14 protein-coding genes and 1 tRNA gene are annotated in these 15,076 nt (G+C 62.2%); 11 read left to right on the top strand and 4 right to left on the bottom strand.

The features are described 5' to 3' along the window. Window positions 1-19: 19 nt before the first annotated feature. A complete protein-coding gene (locus ACXJ1Z_RS17135) occupies window positions 20-472 on the bottom strand; it encodes a universal stress protein (protein ID WP_463778314.1) in 453 nt (150 codons plus the stop codon). Window positions 473-632: 160 nt separating this feature from the next. On the opposite strand from ACXJ1Z_RS17135, the gene ACXJ1Z_RS17130 reads away from it, so the two are divergent. Genes ACXJ1Z_RS17130 through lpdA form a run of 3 tightly spaced genes read left to right on the top strand, consistent with a single transcriptional unit; the run spans window position 633 to window position 3,840 of the window. Continuing rightward, on the top strand, window positions 633-2,012 hold the full coding sequence (locus ACXJ1Z_RS17130) for a pyruvate dehydrogenase complex dihydrolipoamide acetyltransferase (protein ID WP_463778313.1): 1,380 nt from the start codon (window positions 633-635) through the stop codon (window positions 2,010-2,012). A 28-nt stretch (window positions 2,013-2,040) separates the two neighbouring features. Next, window positions 2,041-2,418, top strand: a complete 378-nt coding sequence (locus ACXJ1Z_RS17125) for an acyl-CoA thioesterase (protein WP_463778312.1) — start codon at window positions 2,041-2,043, stop codon at window positions 2,416-2,418. 6 nt (window positions 2,419-2,424) lie between these two features. Further along, complete coding sequence (gene lpdA / locus ACXJ1Z_RS17120; protein ID WP_463778310.1) at window positions 2,425-3,840, top strand: dihydrolipoyl dehydrogenase; 1,416 nt, start codon at window positions 2,425-2,427, stop codon at window positions 3,838-3,840. Between the two features lie 22 nt (window positions 3,841-3,862). On the opposite strand, the gene ACXJ1Z_RS17115 is transcribed toward lpdA, so the two are convergent. Further along, window positions 3,863-4,183 carry a PilZ domain-containing protein gene (locus tag ACXJ1Z_RS17115; protein ID WP_463778309.1) on the bottom strand — a complete coding sequence of 107 codons (321 nt, stop codon included), beginning with the start codon at window positions 4,181-4,183 and terminating at the stop codon, window positions 3,863-3,865. Between the two features lie 288 nt (window positions 4,184-4,471). On the opposite strand from ACXJ1Z_RS17115, the gene ACXJ1Z_RS17110 reads away from it, so the two are divergent. Genes ACXJ1Z_RS17110 through ACXJ1Z_RS17100 form a run of 3 tightly spaced genes read left to right on the top strand, consistent with a single transcriptional unit; the run spans window position 4,472 to window position 9,410 of the window. Further along, complete coding sequence (locus ACXJ1Z_RS17110) at window positions 4,472-7,642, top strand: helicase-related protein (protein WP_463778307.1); 3,171 nt, start codon at window positions 4,472-4,474, stop codon at window positions 7,640-7,642. A gap of 34 nt (window positions 7,643-7,676) precedes the next feature. Continuing rightward, window positions 7,677-8,813, top strand: coding sequence for a glycoside hydrolase family 130 protein (locus tag ACXJ1Z_RS17105; protein ID WP_463778306.1), 1,137 nt, complete (start codon window positions 7,677-7,679; stop codon window positions 8,811-8,813). A 27-nt stretch (window positions 8,814-8,840) separates the two neighbouring features. After that, entirely contained in the window at window positions 8,841-9,410 is a 570-nt protein-coding gene (locus tag ACXJ1Z_RS17100; RefSeq protein ID WP_463778304.1) for a PRC-barrel domain containing protein, read from the top strand. Window positions 9,411-9,488: 78 nt separating this feature from the next. On the opposite strand, the gene ACXJ1Z_RS17095 is transcribed toward ACXJ1Z_RS17100, so the two are convergent. Further along, complete coding sequence (locus tag ACXJ1Z_RS17095) at window positions 9,489-9,998, bottom strand: SWIB/MDM2 domain-containing protein (protein WP_463778303.1); 510 nt, start codon at window positions 9,996-9,998, stop codon at window positions 9,489-9,491. 12 nt (window positions 9,999-10,010) lie between these two features. Next, window positions 10,011-10,100 (bottom strand) — tRNA-Ser (locus ACXJ1Z_RS17090). A gap of 157 nt (window positions 10,101-10,257) precedes the next feature. On the opposite strand from ACXJ1Z_RS17090, the gene ACXJ1Z_RS17085 reads away from it, so the two are divergent. The 5 genes from ACXJ1Z_RS17085 (at window position 10,258) to ACXJ1Z_RS17065 (ending at window position 15,064) form a co-directional block, all read left to right on the top strand. Beyond that, window positions 10,258-11,292: a lytic murein transglycosylase gene (locus ACXJ1Z_RS17085; protein WP_463778301.1), complete on the top strand. Its 1,035-nt coding sequence runs from the start codon at window positions 10,258-10,260 to the stop codon at window positions 11,290-11,292. After that, window positions 11,276-12,250, top strand: coding sequence for an SPOR domain-containing protein (locus tag ACXJ1Z_RS17080; protein WP_463778300.1), 975 nt, complete (start codon window positions 11,276-11,278; stop codon window positions 12,248-12,250). Before ACXJ1Z_RS17085 ends, ACXJ1Z_RS17080 begins: the two co-directional genes overlap by 17 nt. Window positions 12,251-12,321: 71 nt before the next feature. Beyond that, window positions 12,322-13,467: a D-alanyl-D-alanine carboxypeptidase family protein gene (locus ACXJ1Z_RS17075; protein ID WP_463778298.1), complete on the top strand. Its 1,146-nt coding sequence runs from the start codon at window positions 12,322-12,324 to the stop codon at window positions 13,465-13,467. After that, window positions 13,464-14,090 (top strand): dTMP kinase, encoded by a 627-nt coding sequence (tmk, locus tag ACXJ1Z_RS17070; RefSeq protein ID WP_463778296.1) that lies wholly within the window; start codon window positions 13,464-13,466, stop codon window positions 14,088-14,090. Before ACXJ1Z_RS17075 ends, tmk begins: the two co-directional genes overlap by 4 nt. Then, window positions 14,087-15,064, top strand: a complete 978-nt coding sequence (locus ACXJ1Z_RS17065; RefSeq protein ID WP_463778295.1) for a DNA polymerase III delta subunit-related protein — start codon at window positions 14,087-14,089, stop codon at window positions 15,062-15,064. Before tmk ends, ACXJ1Z_RS17065 begins: the two co-directional genes overlap by 4 nt. Window positions 15,065-15,076: the final 12 nt, after the last annotated feature.

Below are 15,076 nucleotides of genomic sequence, written 5' to 3'. Positions count from 1 at the left end.
CCGACGGGTACCTCGATCCTCAGCTCAGCCGATCTATCTCCTGCTCGTCGAGGTGGCCCGGGATCACGAAGACCGGGCAGGGCATGCGGGTTCCCAAGCTGGTAAAGTGCGAAACCAGAGGGCCGGGACCGCCATCCGCGGCGGTCGCCAAGACCAGCGCGGAGACTTCCGGATGCTCCGCAAGATACTCGCGAACCACTTTCGTGTCCTCGCCCATCTTGACCGCGATCGCCGGCATCTTGCCTCCTTGCGACAACAGATTGCCCGCAGCGGCGGTCACCAGCGTCTCGGCGCGTGATCGCGCCTCCTCCTCGATCGTGGCCTGGACACCTGCGAAGGCGTTGAACGGTTGTGGAGGCACCAACGCCAGAAGGTGAACGGTGCCATCCGTCTGTGCCGCCCGTCTGGCGGCATAGCGAAGCGCGACGAGAGCCTCTTCGGACTCGTCGACGATGACGAGATAGACGCGCATGCTACACTCCTCCAGGGCGCTCTTGTGTATCGGATCGTTTCTCTTCGTGCGCAAGCGCCGGTTCAGCCGGTATGTGGCGCGCAAGTGGGTTGCTCCTGCCGGCCAATTTGTCCAAGGACTATCCAGCCATACCCGAGGCCAAAAGGAAGCCGCCGCGACCATGCCGATCGAGATCAAGATGCCCGCCCTTTCCCCCACCATGGAAGAGGGCAAGCTGGCGAAATGGCTCGTGAAGGAAGGCGACACGGTCGTGTCCGGCGACATCATGGCCGAGATCGAAACCGACAAGGCGACGATGGAGTTCGAGGCGGTCGACGAAGGTACGATCGGCAAGATCTTGATCGCCGAGGGAAGTGAAGGCGTCAAGGTCGGCACCGTGATCGCCACTATCTCGGGCGAAGACGACGACGATGTTGTCGAAGCTCCCACGGAGGCTCCGGCCAAGGATGCGCTGATCGAAGCCGAACCCGCTGACCCGGCGCCCCAGACTCCTGCCGAGGTGCCGGCTGACGTTCCAGACGAGCCGGTTTCAGCAAAACCCGAAACGACGCCGACGACCAACATCGCCAAAGCTTCACCGCAATCCCAGGAGGGACGTATCGCCGTATCCCCGCTTGCCCGACGGCTCGCTGCCGAAAAGGGCGTCGACGTTGCCGGCCTGACCGGCTCCGGCCCGCATGGCCGCATCATCAAGGCCGACATCGAGGCGGCACAACCCGGCTCTGCCAAGCCGGATGCGGCAGCCACGCCAACGGCCAAGCCAGCTGCGGCTAACGATACCGTCGCTTCCGCCAAGCCAGCTGACGTGGCGATGGCGGAAGAGACCCGCGGCTTGCTCGACGCGCGCATTCCGCACAGCGTCGAGAAGCTTTCGGGCATGCGCAAGACGATCGCGCGCCGCCTCGCGCAGTCTATGCAGCAGGCGCCGCACATCTACCTGACCTTGGATATCCGTCTCGACAAGCTGATGGCGATGCGTTCCGAACTTAACGCTGCGCTGGAAAAGCAGGGTATCAAGGTGTCGGTGAACGACATGCTGATCAAGGCGCTGGGCAAGGCACTGATCGACGTGCCCGAATGCAACGTGACCTTCGCCGGCAACGAGATGATCAAGTACAGCCGTGCCGACGTGTCGGTGGCGGTGTCGATCCCCGGCGGCCTGATCACACCGATCGTTCAGGATGCCAACGGGCGCTCGTTCTCCGATATCGCCAAGTCGATGAAGGACCTCGGCAAGCGCGCGCAGGAAGGCAAGCTCAAGCCCGAGGAGTACCAAGGCGGAACCGCCTCGATTTCGAACATGGGTATGATGGGGATCAAGCATTTCACCGCCGTCATCAATCCGCCGCAGTCGACGATCCTGGCGATCGGTGCGGGCGAAAAGCGCCCCTGGGTCATGCCTGACGGCCAGCTCGGAGTAGCGACGGTGATGACCGCCACCGGCAGTTTCGACCACCGCGCCGTCGACGGCGCCTCGGGCGCGCAACTGATGACCGCTTTCAAGCGGTACGTTGAAAATCCCCTTGGAATGGTCGCCTGAGCCGGGATCGCATAGCCGGCGCTCCGGGATGACCGGCATCAAGAGGGACCCGGTCATCCGTGTGACCGCCATGCCGGCAGACACCAACGCCTATGGCGACATCTTCGGCGGATGGCTGCTGAGCTTGATGGACTCCGGCGCTGGCTTGTTCGCGGCGCGATATTCGCGGGGCCGGGCGGTGACGGTGGCGCTTGACGGCATGCAGTTCCTGCTGCCGGTAAAGGTTGGCGACGAAGTGTCGGTTTACGCAGAGCTCAAACGAGCCGGGCGCACGTCTCTCGGCATCTCGATCGAGGCTTGGCGGCGGCATCGGACCGAGGATGAAGAAGTAAAGGTTACCGAGGCGACGTTCACGTTCGTCGCCATCGACGATGCGGGTCGGCCCCGCGCTATCGAGCAGGAGTAGATTCTAGTGGCAGACACCTACGACGTCATCGTTCTCGGCTCCGGCCCCGGCGGCTATGTCGCGGCGATCCGTGCGGCCCAGCTTGGCCTCAAGACCGCGATCGTCGAGCGTGAGCGGCTTGGCGGCATCTGCCTGAACTGGGGCTGTATCCCGACCAAGGCGCTGCTGCGCTCGGCCGAGGTGTTCCATCAGATGAAGAACGCCAAGAACTATGGCCTGTCGGCAGACAACATCACCGCCGATCTCGATGCGGTGGTCAAGCGCTCGCGCGGCGTGGCCGACCAGCTCAACAAGGGCGTCACCGGTCTGATGAAGAAGAACAAGATCGCGGTGCACCTGGGCACCGGCAAGCTGGTTGCGCCCGGAAAGCTCGAAGTTACCAGCGAGAAGGGCGCGGAAACGCTCGAAGCCAAGCACATCATCATCGCGACCGGCGCCCGCGCGCGCGAACTGCCCAAGGCCAAGTCCGACGGCGAGCGCATCTGGACCTACCGCCACGCGATGACGCCCAGGGAACTGCCGACCAAGCTGCTCGTCATCGGCTCAGGCGCGATCGGGATCGAGTTTGCCAGCTTCTACAATGACATGGGTAGCGATGTGACCGTCGTCGAAATGGCCGACCGCATCGTGCCCGTCGAAGACGCCGACGTTTCCGCCTTCCTTGAAAAGCAGTTGACCAAGCAGGGCATCAAAATCCTGACCAAGGCGACGGTCGGCGCGATCGAGAAGGGCGCGGACGCCGTCAAGGTCACGCTCAAGGACAAGGCAGGCAAGGAAGAGACGACCGACTTCAGCCACGTCATCGTCGCGATCGGCATCGTTCCCAACGTTGAGAACATCGGCCTGGAAGATCTCAACATCGAGCCGGACAAGCGCTTCTTCATTAAGATCGACGAACTGGGCCGGACCAACGTCAAGGGCGTTTGGGCGATCGGAGACTGCGTGGAAGGCCCTTGGCTGGCGCATAAGGCGAGCCACGAAGGTGTCACTGCCGCAGAGGCGATCGCGAAGGACCTGGGCAACACCGAGGTCCACCCGCACGCGCTCGACCGCAGCAACATCCCGGGCTGCACTTACTGCCACCCGCAGATCGCCTCCGTAGGTCTGACCGAGGCCAAGGCGAAGGAGGCGGGTTTCGAGCTGAAGGTCGGTACTTTCCCCTTCATCGGCAACGGCAAGGCGATCGCGCTGGGCGAGGCGGAAGGCTTCATCAAGACCGTGTTCAACGCCAAGACCGGCGAACTGCTCGGCGCGCACATGATTGGCGCCGAAGTCACCGAGCTGATCCAGGGCTATGTGATCGGCAAGACGCTGGAGACCACCGAGGCCGAGCTAATCAGTGCGGTCTTCCCGCACCCGACACTCTCAGAGATGATGCACGAATCGACATTGGCCGCCTACGGACGCGTGATCCACATGTAATATATATCTCGTTCGTCCGGCCTCAGCCGGCTTGGTGGACGAGATGTTCGAATACGGCGATGTGCAGCGGTTCGGCAAAAGCGCAACCGACTGCACCGCCCTCAACCCATCGAATTTGCGCTGTCAGCATCTGGATGCCCGGTATTCTGATACGTAAGGGCAGCTCCGGACGAACCGCCACAAGCCGGGCGATTCGAAAGCCGCCGGGTGAAAGATTGTCGAGACGTGCCGTAATCCAGGGGCGAGTGCCCTGGCGGACGTCGCAGACGAGAGTGATCCCGGCGCGTGGCGCGCCGCGTCCTGGTTCAATCGCCGCACTGCCTTGGATCGATTCGTGTTTCATGCGCGCCTGCTCATCCGATAGCCTCTGGACGACCAATCTTTACAAAGCCGTTAGCACCGCAACCCACGCGTTGATGGTTCTTTTGGCTAGCGATCAAATACGAGCCAGCGCACCGCGACAGAGCGTCGATCCGGCAAGTCCGAAGATCCCTGCCGTGGAGAACATCCGACAAACAACACACCGCATATTAGTTAACTTTAGTTAGCTCATACAACCGCTTAGTTGAGCATTTGCCCTTTTGATTCAGGAACAAGATCAGTTCCGCCGGGTTCGGCTGGAATGAATAAAATGGTCAAGATCGCTGCCCCCGCGACGGATTGTTCGACGGACACTCGTCTGCCAGAAGGGACAGGCGAGATCGCCGCCATATTGCTCGACTTGCTTGATACCGGTGACGTGATCTTCATAGCGCGAGACGAGCCGCGTGGCCGGAGCATCGCCATCGCGCTTACCGCGGCTTGCGGCGAGCATAGCGTCTTCTTCTGTCCGGGCAGCGACGCACTTCCGGGAGATCAAGCTCCGCCAACGCCCGCGAATGCCGGACTGCGCACCAACGCGCTCTACAATCTTCGGACGGCGCAAGCTGTCAGGAAGAGGCCGAACATCGCGCTCATCAGCACGGGCGAGAGCAGCGCCAAACTCTATCCTCGACCCGACCGGTTCGACAAGGCGCCGCCCATCCTTCGTGTTGGCGATAATCTGTCGTTGGATGATCTACCTGAGGCGCTCGAGGATATAGGCTACTTCGCAGATGAGCGGGTGGACGAGCCGGGGGAGTTTGCGGTGCGCGGCTATGTCGCCGACATCTATCCGGCCGATCTCGGTGGGCCATTCCGCATCGAACTGGCAGACGGGCGCATCGCCTCTATCCGGGGTTTCGACCCCATCACACAGCGTACTTCTCAGGATATCGATCTGCTTCAGATCGGCCGTGCTCGCGAGCCGGAGGCGGATGATGGAGTGAGCTTGCTCGACCATCTTGCTGGCGCTCGCATCGTGCTGGAAAAAGGCGCCGATGCGCGACGCCAGACTTTCATCGAGTTGGCCGAGGATGCGGCGCGGCGTCGCGGCACGGATGGCTGCATCGGGATCTGCACGGACCAGCAGTGGAACGAGGCTTTGGCTGGTCACGATCTACACGAACCGACAGCCTGTTTCGGAAGCGCCCCGCAGCGCTTCGTCGAGCAACGTGGACCGATGCGTGCCTTCGTGAAAGACGCGAAGAGCGCGCTTGGCGATGGGCGTATCCTGCTCTTGGGTACGCGTCGCGACCTGCGCTTTTTGACGCCACGCGTCGAGAAAGCGCTCGGCCACCCCTCAATCTCGGTCGACAGCTGGGCAGCGGCGATGAGCACGCCGGCGGGGTCTGTCGTCCGGCTCACGATGCCGGTTGAGCGAGGCTTTCGGTATCGCAACACACTGGTGGTCGCTGCCGCGGATTTTCTGGGCAGTCGCGCCCAGCGTGAAGACAGCGATCGCGCCTTTGCCGAACTGGATCCGTTCCAACTTGGTGAGCTACGAAGAGGTGATGTCGTCGTGCATGAAGATCACGGTTTGTGCGTGATCGAAGGTCTGGAGCAGACATCCGATAGCTTGGATGCCATCGTGCTGCGGTTTGCCGGTGAGACGCGGCGCCTTGTGCCCGCTCCGGAAGCCAATCGCATCTGGCGCTATGGCGCGGACGAGACTGCGGTCAAGCTGGATAAGCTGGATGGATCAAGCTGGGCGAAACGGCGCGCTGACGTCGATGCCGCACTGGCGATCGCAGCGCGTGAACTGACAGAACTGGCAGCCGAACGACGCGAAAAGGTCGCCGCTGTTATCGAGCCCGACGCGTCCAGGTACGAGAAGTTCGTAGACGGCTTTCCTTTTACCGAGACATGGGATCAGGCGCGGGCAATCGCCGCCGTGCGCCATGATCTGGCATCTGGTCGCCCGATGGATCGATTGATCGTCGGTGATGTCGGTTACGGCAAGACGGAGGTCGCATTGCGGGCGGCTGCCTTGGCGGCCTTTGCTGGAAAGCAAGTCGCGCTGGCCGCGCCGACCACGGTGCTCGCGCGGCAGCATCTGGACACGTTCATCCAGCGGTTCGCGCGTACCGGGGTCAAGGTCGCGGGCTTGTCGCGGTTGTCGAGCACGGCCGAGAAGAAGGCGGTCAAGGCGGGCTTGGCCGACGGATCCATCGCGATTGTGATCGGCACCGGCGCCGTTGCGGCGAAAGACGTCGTCTTCTCGGATCTGGGCTTGGTGATCATCGATGAAGAACAGCGCTTCGGAACGGTTGACAAGGCCAAGCTTGGCGCTCTTGGTGCCGATCATCTGCTCACACTAAGTGCTACGCCAATCCCGAGAACCCTGCAAAGCGCACTGGTCGGCCTGCAGCAGTTATCGACGATCGCGACGCCGCCGGCCCGTCGCCAACCGATACGGTCGACCGTCGCGGCATTCGACGATGCAATGGTGCGCGCCGCGCTGATGCGGGAACGCAGCAGAGGCGGACAAAGCTTCGTCGTTGTCCCACGGATCGAGGATCTGGACGGGCTGGCCGATCGGCTCGCAAAGCTGGTTCCCGAATTGGACATCGCCCGGGCTCATGGAAAGCTTCCGGCCGTTGAACTCGATCAGACCATGGTGCTGTTCGGTGCCGGCGAAGGCGATATCCTGCTGGCGACCAATATCATAGAGGCGGGGCTCGACGTGCCGCGTGCCAACACGATGATCGTCTGGCGAGCGGATCGATTTGGCCTTTCACAGCTGCACCAACTGCGCGGTCGCGTGGGGCGGAGCAGTCGCCGTGGTCAGATCCTTCTGCTTACGGAGCCGGGTGCCGTGATCGCGCCGCGGACCCTGGCGCGGCTAAACACCTTGGCGGCGTTCGACCGGCTGGGTGCCGGCTTCGCCATCAGCGCCCGCGATCTGGACATGCGCGGCGCCGGCGACTTGCTGGGAGACGAGCAAGCCGGGCATGCCAAACTGATCGGGGTTGAGCTGTACCAGCATCTCATGGAGCGAGCGATCGCGCGGGCGCGCGGTGAAGATGCCGAAGACTGGACCCCTACCATCCATGCAGAGCTTGCCGGCGTGTTGCCTGAAACATGGATCCCCGATCTTGATCTGCGTATAACCTTGCACGCGAGAATGGCGCGCATACCCGACATTGGGGGTCTGGAAAGCTTCGAGGACGAATTGCTCGACCGCTTCGGCGCCTTGCCCGACGAGGTGCGTGGTTTGCTCGCTTCGGCTCGATTGCGCGTGCTTGCCCGCAACGTCGGGGTGGAGAGAGTCGACGCCGGTCCCGCAGCGATCGCGTTCACTCCTCGGCCCGGTCGCGAGAATGCGCTTGCGGCATCAGAACTGCTCGAAAGATCCGGAAAGCGCTTTCTCAGCAGAGGGGATTACGCGAAACTCGATGTGCGGCTCGCAAAGGCGGAAGAGCTGCTGGAGAGTATCGAGTGATCATGGACATTTGGGTCGAGCCAGGGGCACGGACATGAGCTTCGTGATAGATAGGCTGGTCGTCGTTCCTGACGATATCGATCTGTCACGCTCTCCATTGGCCGGGCACCTCGATGCCGAAACCTACGTACTGGGCGCCTTCAATCCAGGCCTGACGCGATTGCCGAATGGAAACCTGCTCATGATGGTTCGCGTGGCCGAGGCGCTGCGCAAGCCTATCTTCGACGCGCATGTCCACGCGATCCGTTGGGACGAGGGTGACAATTCGTCAGGACGCTATGTGCTGGATGCCTGGTCTCTGGAGCATGCAGACACTGCGGATCCGCGCAAATTCATGCTTCGCGGCGGCACTTGGAAGGTGATGGCGCTGACATCGCTATCCTGGTTGCTGCCGGTTGAGCTCAGCCCGGATGGCCTTGATGTCGTGGCGATGCACTATGACAAGGCAATCGCGCCAGACCGCTCGCTTCAGTGCTATGGCATCGAGGATGCGCGGATCAGCCGAGTGGCCGATCGGTGGCTGATGACCACGTGCTCGGTCAGCCCCGAACGCCACTCCACCACGCTCTACACATCCACCAACGGCTTGGACTGGGTTTATGATGGCATCGTTCTCGATCACCAGAACAAGGATATGCTGGTTTTCGAAGGTCTGATCGATGGCCATTACTGGGCGCAGACCAGACCCTTGGGTGACCTCTATTTCGCATATCCCCCCGATAGCGAATGGCGCGCGGGTCCGTCGATCAACCTCGCCTACTCGCCAGATGGACTGTTCTGGCGGCCGTGTGACCAGCCGGGCATAAGGCCCCATGCCGCAACAGTCGCGACGGCGCGAATGGGGGGAGGAGCCCCTCCGATTCTGACCGACGATGGCTGGCTGACGTTATGGCATGGTGTGGAGCCACACGAGATCGTCGGCATATATCGCACATACTGGTCGCTTCTGGATCGCGATGATCCCAGCAAGGTGTTGCGAACGCAGCACACCCCGTTGCTGGAAGCCGATCCGCAACTCACCCGCCCACTTGAACACCAAATGTATGTCCATGATGTCGTCTTCACGACGGGCATCGTCGACGGTGGCGACCATTACATCGTGGCATCGGGGGAAGCGGATCTTGCTTGCCGGGTGACCCACGTTCCCAAGACAACATTCGCGTCCGGCTAGCCGGTACAGCACTTTCAGGAGTTCGCCATGTTGGACGCCGCCGGGTGGGTCGCACCCGTAGCCACCATGATCGCCGCGATGATGACCGCCGCCAACCTGGGCGCGCGCCTTACAGGCTGGGGATTCGTCGTATTCACCGTTGGTTCGATAGCCTGGACCACGATTGGTCTGACCTCCGGCCAGACCAATCTGATCGCATCGAATGGTTTTCTGACGATCGTCAATCTGGTTGGTATCTGGCGCTGGTTGGGGAAGCAGGCGAAATACGAAGATGGCGCCAAATCGGCCACCGCTGCAAGCCGCAATTCGGAGACGTCGACGCTTTTCACCGCGACATCGTTAAGCGGAATGCCGGCCAATGACGATGCCGGCCAACAATTAGGACACGCTGTCGAGGCGCTCATCGAGTGCTCGACCGGGACGGTCAACTACATAGTCGTCGCGACTGGCAACATCGCCGGTATCGACGAACAGCTTCGCGCCATACCGCGTGAGCGGATCGAGTTTACCGGCGACGATGTGCGTCTGAGTATGGGAGCCGATGAGTTTCGGGCGCTTCCCGTACTGCAATCAGGACGATGGCCAACCGCAGCATAGAAGCGGCATCGATCAATGCCTTTACCCGCCATTTGTCAGTTTACCCGGCAAATGGCGGGAGATTAAGTTCTCGCTAGATCAAGCCTTCAGATGCTTTGCCAGATGCTTGTTCATCTCGAACATGCTGGCCTTCTTACCGCCGAAGATCTTTTCCAGCTTATCGTCAGCCAGGATCTCGCGCTTATCCTTCGGATTTTGCAGATCGTGCTTCTTGATGTACTCCCAGACCTTCTTGACAACCTCGCTGCGCGGGATTTTGTCGGACCCGACGATCTCGGCCAGCTCCGGGGAAGGCGTGACTGGCGCGGTAATGCCGCCACGTGCGCCGCCTGCGGTCTTGCCGGTCTTCTTGACCTTGGCGGTTGCCGCCTTGGTTTCTTCCTCGCCTCGCTCTTCACGTGTACGGGTTGTCATTGGCGTTTCCTCTTCTTGAGCTTGATCCCACGGCATTCGCGCTTCGGGTCTAAATCCAGCAAGAACACAGAGGTTGCCAGAAATATAGCGGTTCTCGCAAGTCAAACCCGCGCCTTGGCATAACGAAGCTAAAGCGAGGCGAGATTTTTCTACAAGGTAGAAGGCGGTCGGCAAGGTCGATCGGAGTGGCGGACAGGGTGGGATTCGAACCCACGGTGAGCTTTCACCCACGCCGGTTTTCAAGACCGGAGCAATCGACCACTCTGCCACCTGTCCCGCTTAGCGAGCGCATAGCCGATTGCGGCCGCGGTGCAAGCCAGTGTCGTAATCGCCTTTCTAGTGCGGCATTGTGCCGGGGACGAGTTGCAGGGCAACGATGACCCGACGACGGCGGGCATTCCCTTGGCGCCCTTGATGTGCGAACCAGCATGGAATGAAACGCCCGTATCCGCTTCGCCTGCTTCGCCAAGGTCTTGTGTGCCTGCTTCTGGCCGGCATCCCGCTCCCCGCCGTCGAGGCGCAGACCAGCGGGCAAAGTTTTGAGGATTATCTGGGCCAAGTGGGATCGCGCGCCCGCCGCGAAGGCGTCAGCGATGCAACGATCAGCCGCATGCTCACCGGCCTGACCCCGAACCAGCGCGTGATCGCGCTCGATTCCTCGCAACCCGCGAGCCGCGCCGCTCCGCCTCCCACCGCCCCGTACATCGCGACGCATGTGGATGCGGCACGGATCGGTCGCGGTGCCGCCCGTTACAGCCAGGACAGTGCATTGCTGTCGCGGATCGAAAGGCGTTATGGCGTTCCCGGTCCGGTGCTGCTCGGCATCTGGGGACACGAGACCAACTTTGGCAGCTACACAGGCGACTTCGATCTTGCTCGATCGCTTGCGACGCTGGCCTGGGAAGGGCGGCGCCGGTCCTTGTTCGAAAACGAGCTGGTCGCTTTGCTCAAGATGGTGGATCGCGGCGTGCCGCCCAGCCGTCTCAAAGGCAGCTGGGCCGGCGCCTTCGGCAATCCGCAATTCCTGCCAAGTGTCTATCTGCGGCTCGCTACCGACGGGGACGGCGATGGCGATGCAGATATCTGGAACAACGATGCCGATACGCTCGCATCGATCGCCAACTACTTTCGGGATTCCGGCTGGCGTCCGGGGCAACCGTGGGGCGTTCGTGCCACGGTGTCTTCCAGATTTGCAGCTGGCGGGACGTCATCGCGATTGGCCGCGCCGACGTGCGATCGCGTGCATGCCAGGCACTCGCGTTGGCTCACGGTTGCCGAGTGGCGGCGTCTGGGCGTGGCGCCCTTGTCGCCGATTGGGGATCAGGTCCTCGCGTCCTTCTTCCAACCCGATGGGCCGGGCACGCCGGCTTATCTGTTAACCGGGAATTATCGGGTCATCCTTCAGTACAATTGCTCGAACTACTACGCATTGTCCGTGGGATTGCTTGCCGATGAGATTGCCCGTTAACCTCACCGCGCCGATCGCGGCGTCTGTCCTCCTGCTTGTTTCCGGCCATGCGCAGGGCCGTCCGGCCGTCAGCACCCCGGCAGTGCCTTCGGGTCCGGCAGCGGATTATCCTGTCGTGGTGGGTGAGCCCTACACGATCGGTTCGACCACGTGGACGCCGTCCGATCAGCTGAACTACGATGCGGTAGGCTATACGGGCATCGTTTCCAATGTGGTCGGCGTCGCAGCCGCTCATAAGACCTTGCCTGTTCCCAGCTACGCCGAAGTAACCGCGCTTGATACGGGACACACCATCCTGGTTCGCATCGTTGCCCGCGGGCCACAGGACAACGATACGCTGATAGCCTTGTCGCCAGAGGCGAGAACGCAACTGGGCCTTGCAACGGCAAATCGCGCGCCAGTGCGAGTTCGTCGCGTCAACCCACCCGAGGTCGAGCGGGCGGCGCTGCGCGGAAGCGTCGCCGCGCCGATGCGAATGGATACCCCGGAGTCGCTGCTGAAAGTGCTGCGCCGCAAGCTTGCCGAGCAATCGCCCTTGATGCCGCCCCCTTCCGTGCCCCCGGCCATGCCGACGAGCGTGGCCATCGAAGCCGGTCGTGCGTCCATTGCGCCCGCGAGAAATCCTCCATTGTCGACAAGGTTACCCGAAGGCGCCAAGGCACCTGTCAAGACGGCCGCTGAAAAGCCAGTTATGGCCTCTTCCGCTCGTTCAAGCAGGACGACTTCCGACAAGGCGCAGCAGGCCCTCAAAGGTGGTCAGGCTGTGCAGGTTGCCGCCTTTTCGACAAAAAATCGGGCCGATTCAGCCGCAAGGCAACTTGGTGGCAACGTGACCGCAGCGGGTCGCTTCTGGCGCGTTCGCCTCGGTCCGTTCGCATCGACAGCGCAGGCAGCCTCGGCGCTGGAGAAGGCCAAGGCAGCGGGCTATAGGGATGCGCGAATCCAGCGCGCCGACTGAACTTTCGGGATCTCTTGCGCGACGCTCGCTGGAACCATCGCCATCCAGGCGATGACTGGAGATCGCGAAATTTGAAGCGGCTACTGACGTTCCTTGTCGCGCTGGCTGTCCCGGCCGCCGTCTCCGCCGCCGATCTACCGGCGCCACCCGATGTTTCGCGCGTGCCGGTCAGCATGCTGGTCGATCTCGGTTCGGGTGAAGTGCTGGTATCCCATCGCGCCGATGTGAGCTTTCTACCCGCGTCGGTGACGAAGGTGATGTCCACATACGTCGCTTTCGAGGAAATCGGTGCCGGTCGGCTAACACTCGATCGCACCTTCGTGGTTCCGCCGGAAATCTCGCGCGACTGGTTCGCCAAGGGCACTACGATGTACCTAAAGCCCAATCAGGTGGTGGACACCGATGGGCTGCTTCATGGCCTCATGACGGCCTCGGCCAACGATGCGGCCATGGTGCTGGCGCATGGCTATGCCGGCTCGGTCGATACATGGGCGCTGATGATGAACGATGCCGCCCGACGGCTGGGCATGACCCACAGCCATTACAACACGCCAAACGGCTGGATGGACGACGGACTAACGTTCGTCAGCGCTCGTGATCTGGTGCGGTTGGCCGACGCGATGACGATGCGGTACCCGCAACTGTACAAGCACTTTTCCGGGCAGAAGACGTACAAATGGGGCTACGTCTCGATGCGCAGTCATGATCCGACGGTCGGGGTCATTCCCGGCGCCGATGGTATCAAGACGGGCTACACCCGGGAGGCCGGCTATAACTTCCTGGGTTCCGCCCAACGTGACGGTCGTCGCCTGGTGATGGTGCTGGCGGGGGCTCGCACCCATTTCGATCGTGACGCCGTCGCACGCGCCTTGCTCGAGTGGGGCTTCAGGCAGTGGCGTGCTTATCCTCTGTTCGAACAGGGCGCTATCGTTGCGAAGGCAAAGGTTCAGGACGGGTCCAGCACGACCGTTCCCCTGATCGCCAACCGGGCGCTCTATGCGACCGTCCCACGGTTTGGTCGGGCGCGGGTTTCGCTCAAGCTGCACTATCATGGACCTTTGGTCGCACCGATCGCCAAAGGGTCACGCATCGCCGATGTCGAAGTTCAGGTCGATGGGGTCGAATCCTCGCGCATCCCCCTCTATGCGGCACAGGAAGTCCCTGTCGCGGGCGTGCTGGCGCGCTTGCGCAACGGATTGATGAACATCTTCTCATGACCGCTGGCAAGTTCATCGCGCTTGAGGGCGGAGAAGGCGCGGGTAAATCGACCCAGGCGCGAATGCTGGCCGCGTCCTTGGAGAAGCGGGGCCTTCAGGTCGTCCTTACCCGCGAACCGGGTGGGACGCCGGGAGCAGAGGCCATCCGCACATTGTTGTTGAGCAACGAGGGTTCGGGCTGGAACCCGCGAGCCGAGGCCCTCTTGTTTGCGGCCGCGCGCTCCGACCATGTGGAAAGCCTCATCAGGCCGGCGCTGGCGGCAGGCAAATGGGTTGTCTGTGATCGGTTCGTGGACTCCAGTCGCGCTTACCAGGGCGGCGGCGGCGGCCTCAGCGATGCTGATCTTCTCGAACTGCATAGGATCGGCAGCGAGGGGCTGCTGCCCGATCTCACGGTGCTGATCAGCGTCGATCCGCATGTGGCGGAAAAACGGCTCCGTGCGCGCGATGGCCTGAACAGCGATCGCATCGGCTCGCGCCCGCCGCAGTATCACGCAAGGGTCGCTCAAGCGTTCGCCCGCCTCGCAGCCAATGATCGGCTGCGATTCACCGAGGTCAATGGAGATGACTCACCCGCCGCAACGCATGAGAGCGTGATGCAGGCGATCCGGGCCATGTTGTGACCGAGCCCGCCTTTATCGGGCAAGAAGGTGCCTGGCGCGAGTGGATGACTGCCGTCGGGTCCGATCGTATGCACCATGCCTGGCTGCTGGCCGGACCTAAAGGCCTGGGGAAGGGGGGCTTCGCGCGCGCCGCTGCCGCCGAACTGGTACGCTATGGAGCAGCAGTTTCGCCCGATCCCGCTACCCACCCCGATATTCATATCCTCACCCATCTTCCCGCAAACGACGATGAAGCCAAGAAGCAGGCTGAGGGTAAGCCCTTTCAGCCCAAGCGGAACATCTCCGTCGATCAGGTGCGAGGCATCATACGACGGCTGTCCACCAAGCCGACGATGGGATCTCGTCGCGCGATCGTGATCGATCCCGCCGATGACCTGGAGAAAGGCGCCGTCAATGCGCTGCTCAAGGTGCTGGAGGAGCCGCCGACAGGCACCTTCTTCCTGCTGGTGACACACCAGCCCGGACGGCTGCTGCCCACGGTCCGGTCGCGATGCCGCGTGCTGCGCTTTGCGACGTTATCCAGCGAGGATCTCGGCGCCGTGGTTCGTCGCGATCATCCACAAGCAAGCGGTACGTTGATCGATGCGGCAATCGCTGCCGCGGATGGCTCCCCTGGTGTGGCCTTGGCGGTCGTCGAGCATGACCTTGCACAGATTTACCAGTTCATGCAGCGCATCCTGCGTGAAGGTGATGGCGATGTTCGGCTTCGCGGCGCTTTGGCCGAGGCGATGGGGGTGCGGCCTTCGCGAGCCCGACAATTGGCGGTTTTGGAACTGGCGCGTTCGGCTTTGGCGAACCACCTGGTCCTCGCTTCAGGCCCGGCACAGGGCCCGGTGATCGAAGCCCATGCCGGTCTGATGAAGCTGTCGAGCATGGCCCCGACATACAATTTCGACTCCGGGTTGCTTATATTGGAGATTGGCGGCTTGCTGGCATCGGCGGCGATGCCTAGAGATGCGGCTCGCCCGACCTGACAGCAGAAAGAG

The sequence above is a fragment of the Novosphingobium sp. TK46 genome (assembly GCF_055361525.1).
This window is presented reverse-complemented; position numbering and strand designations above follow the sequence as displayed.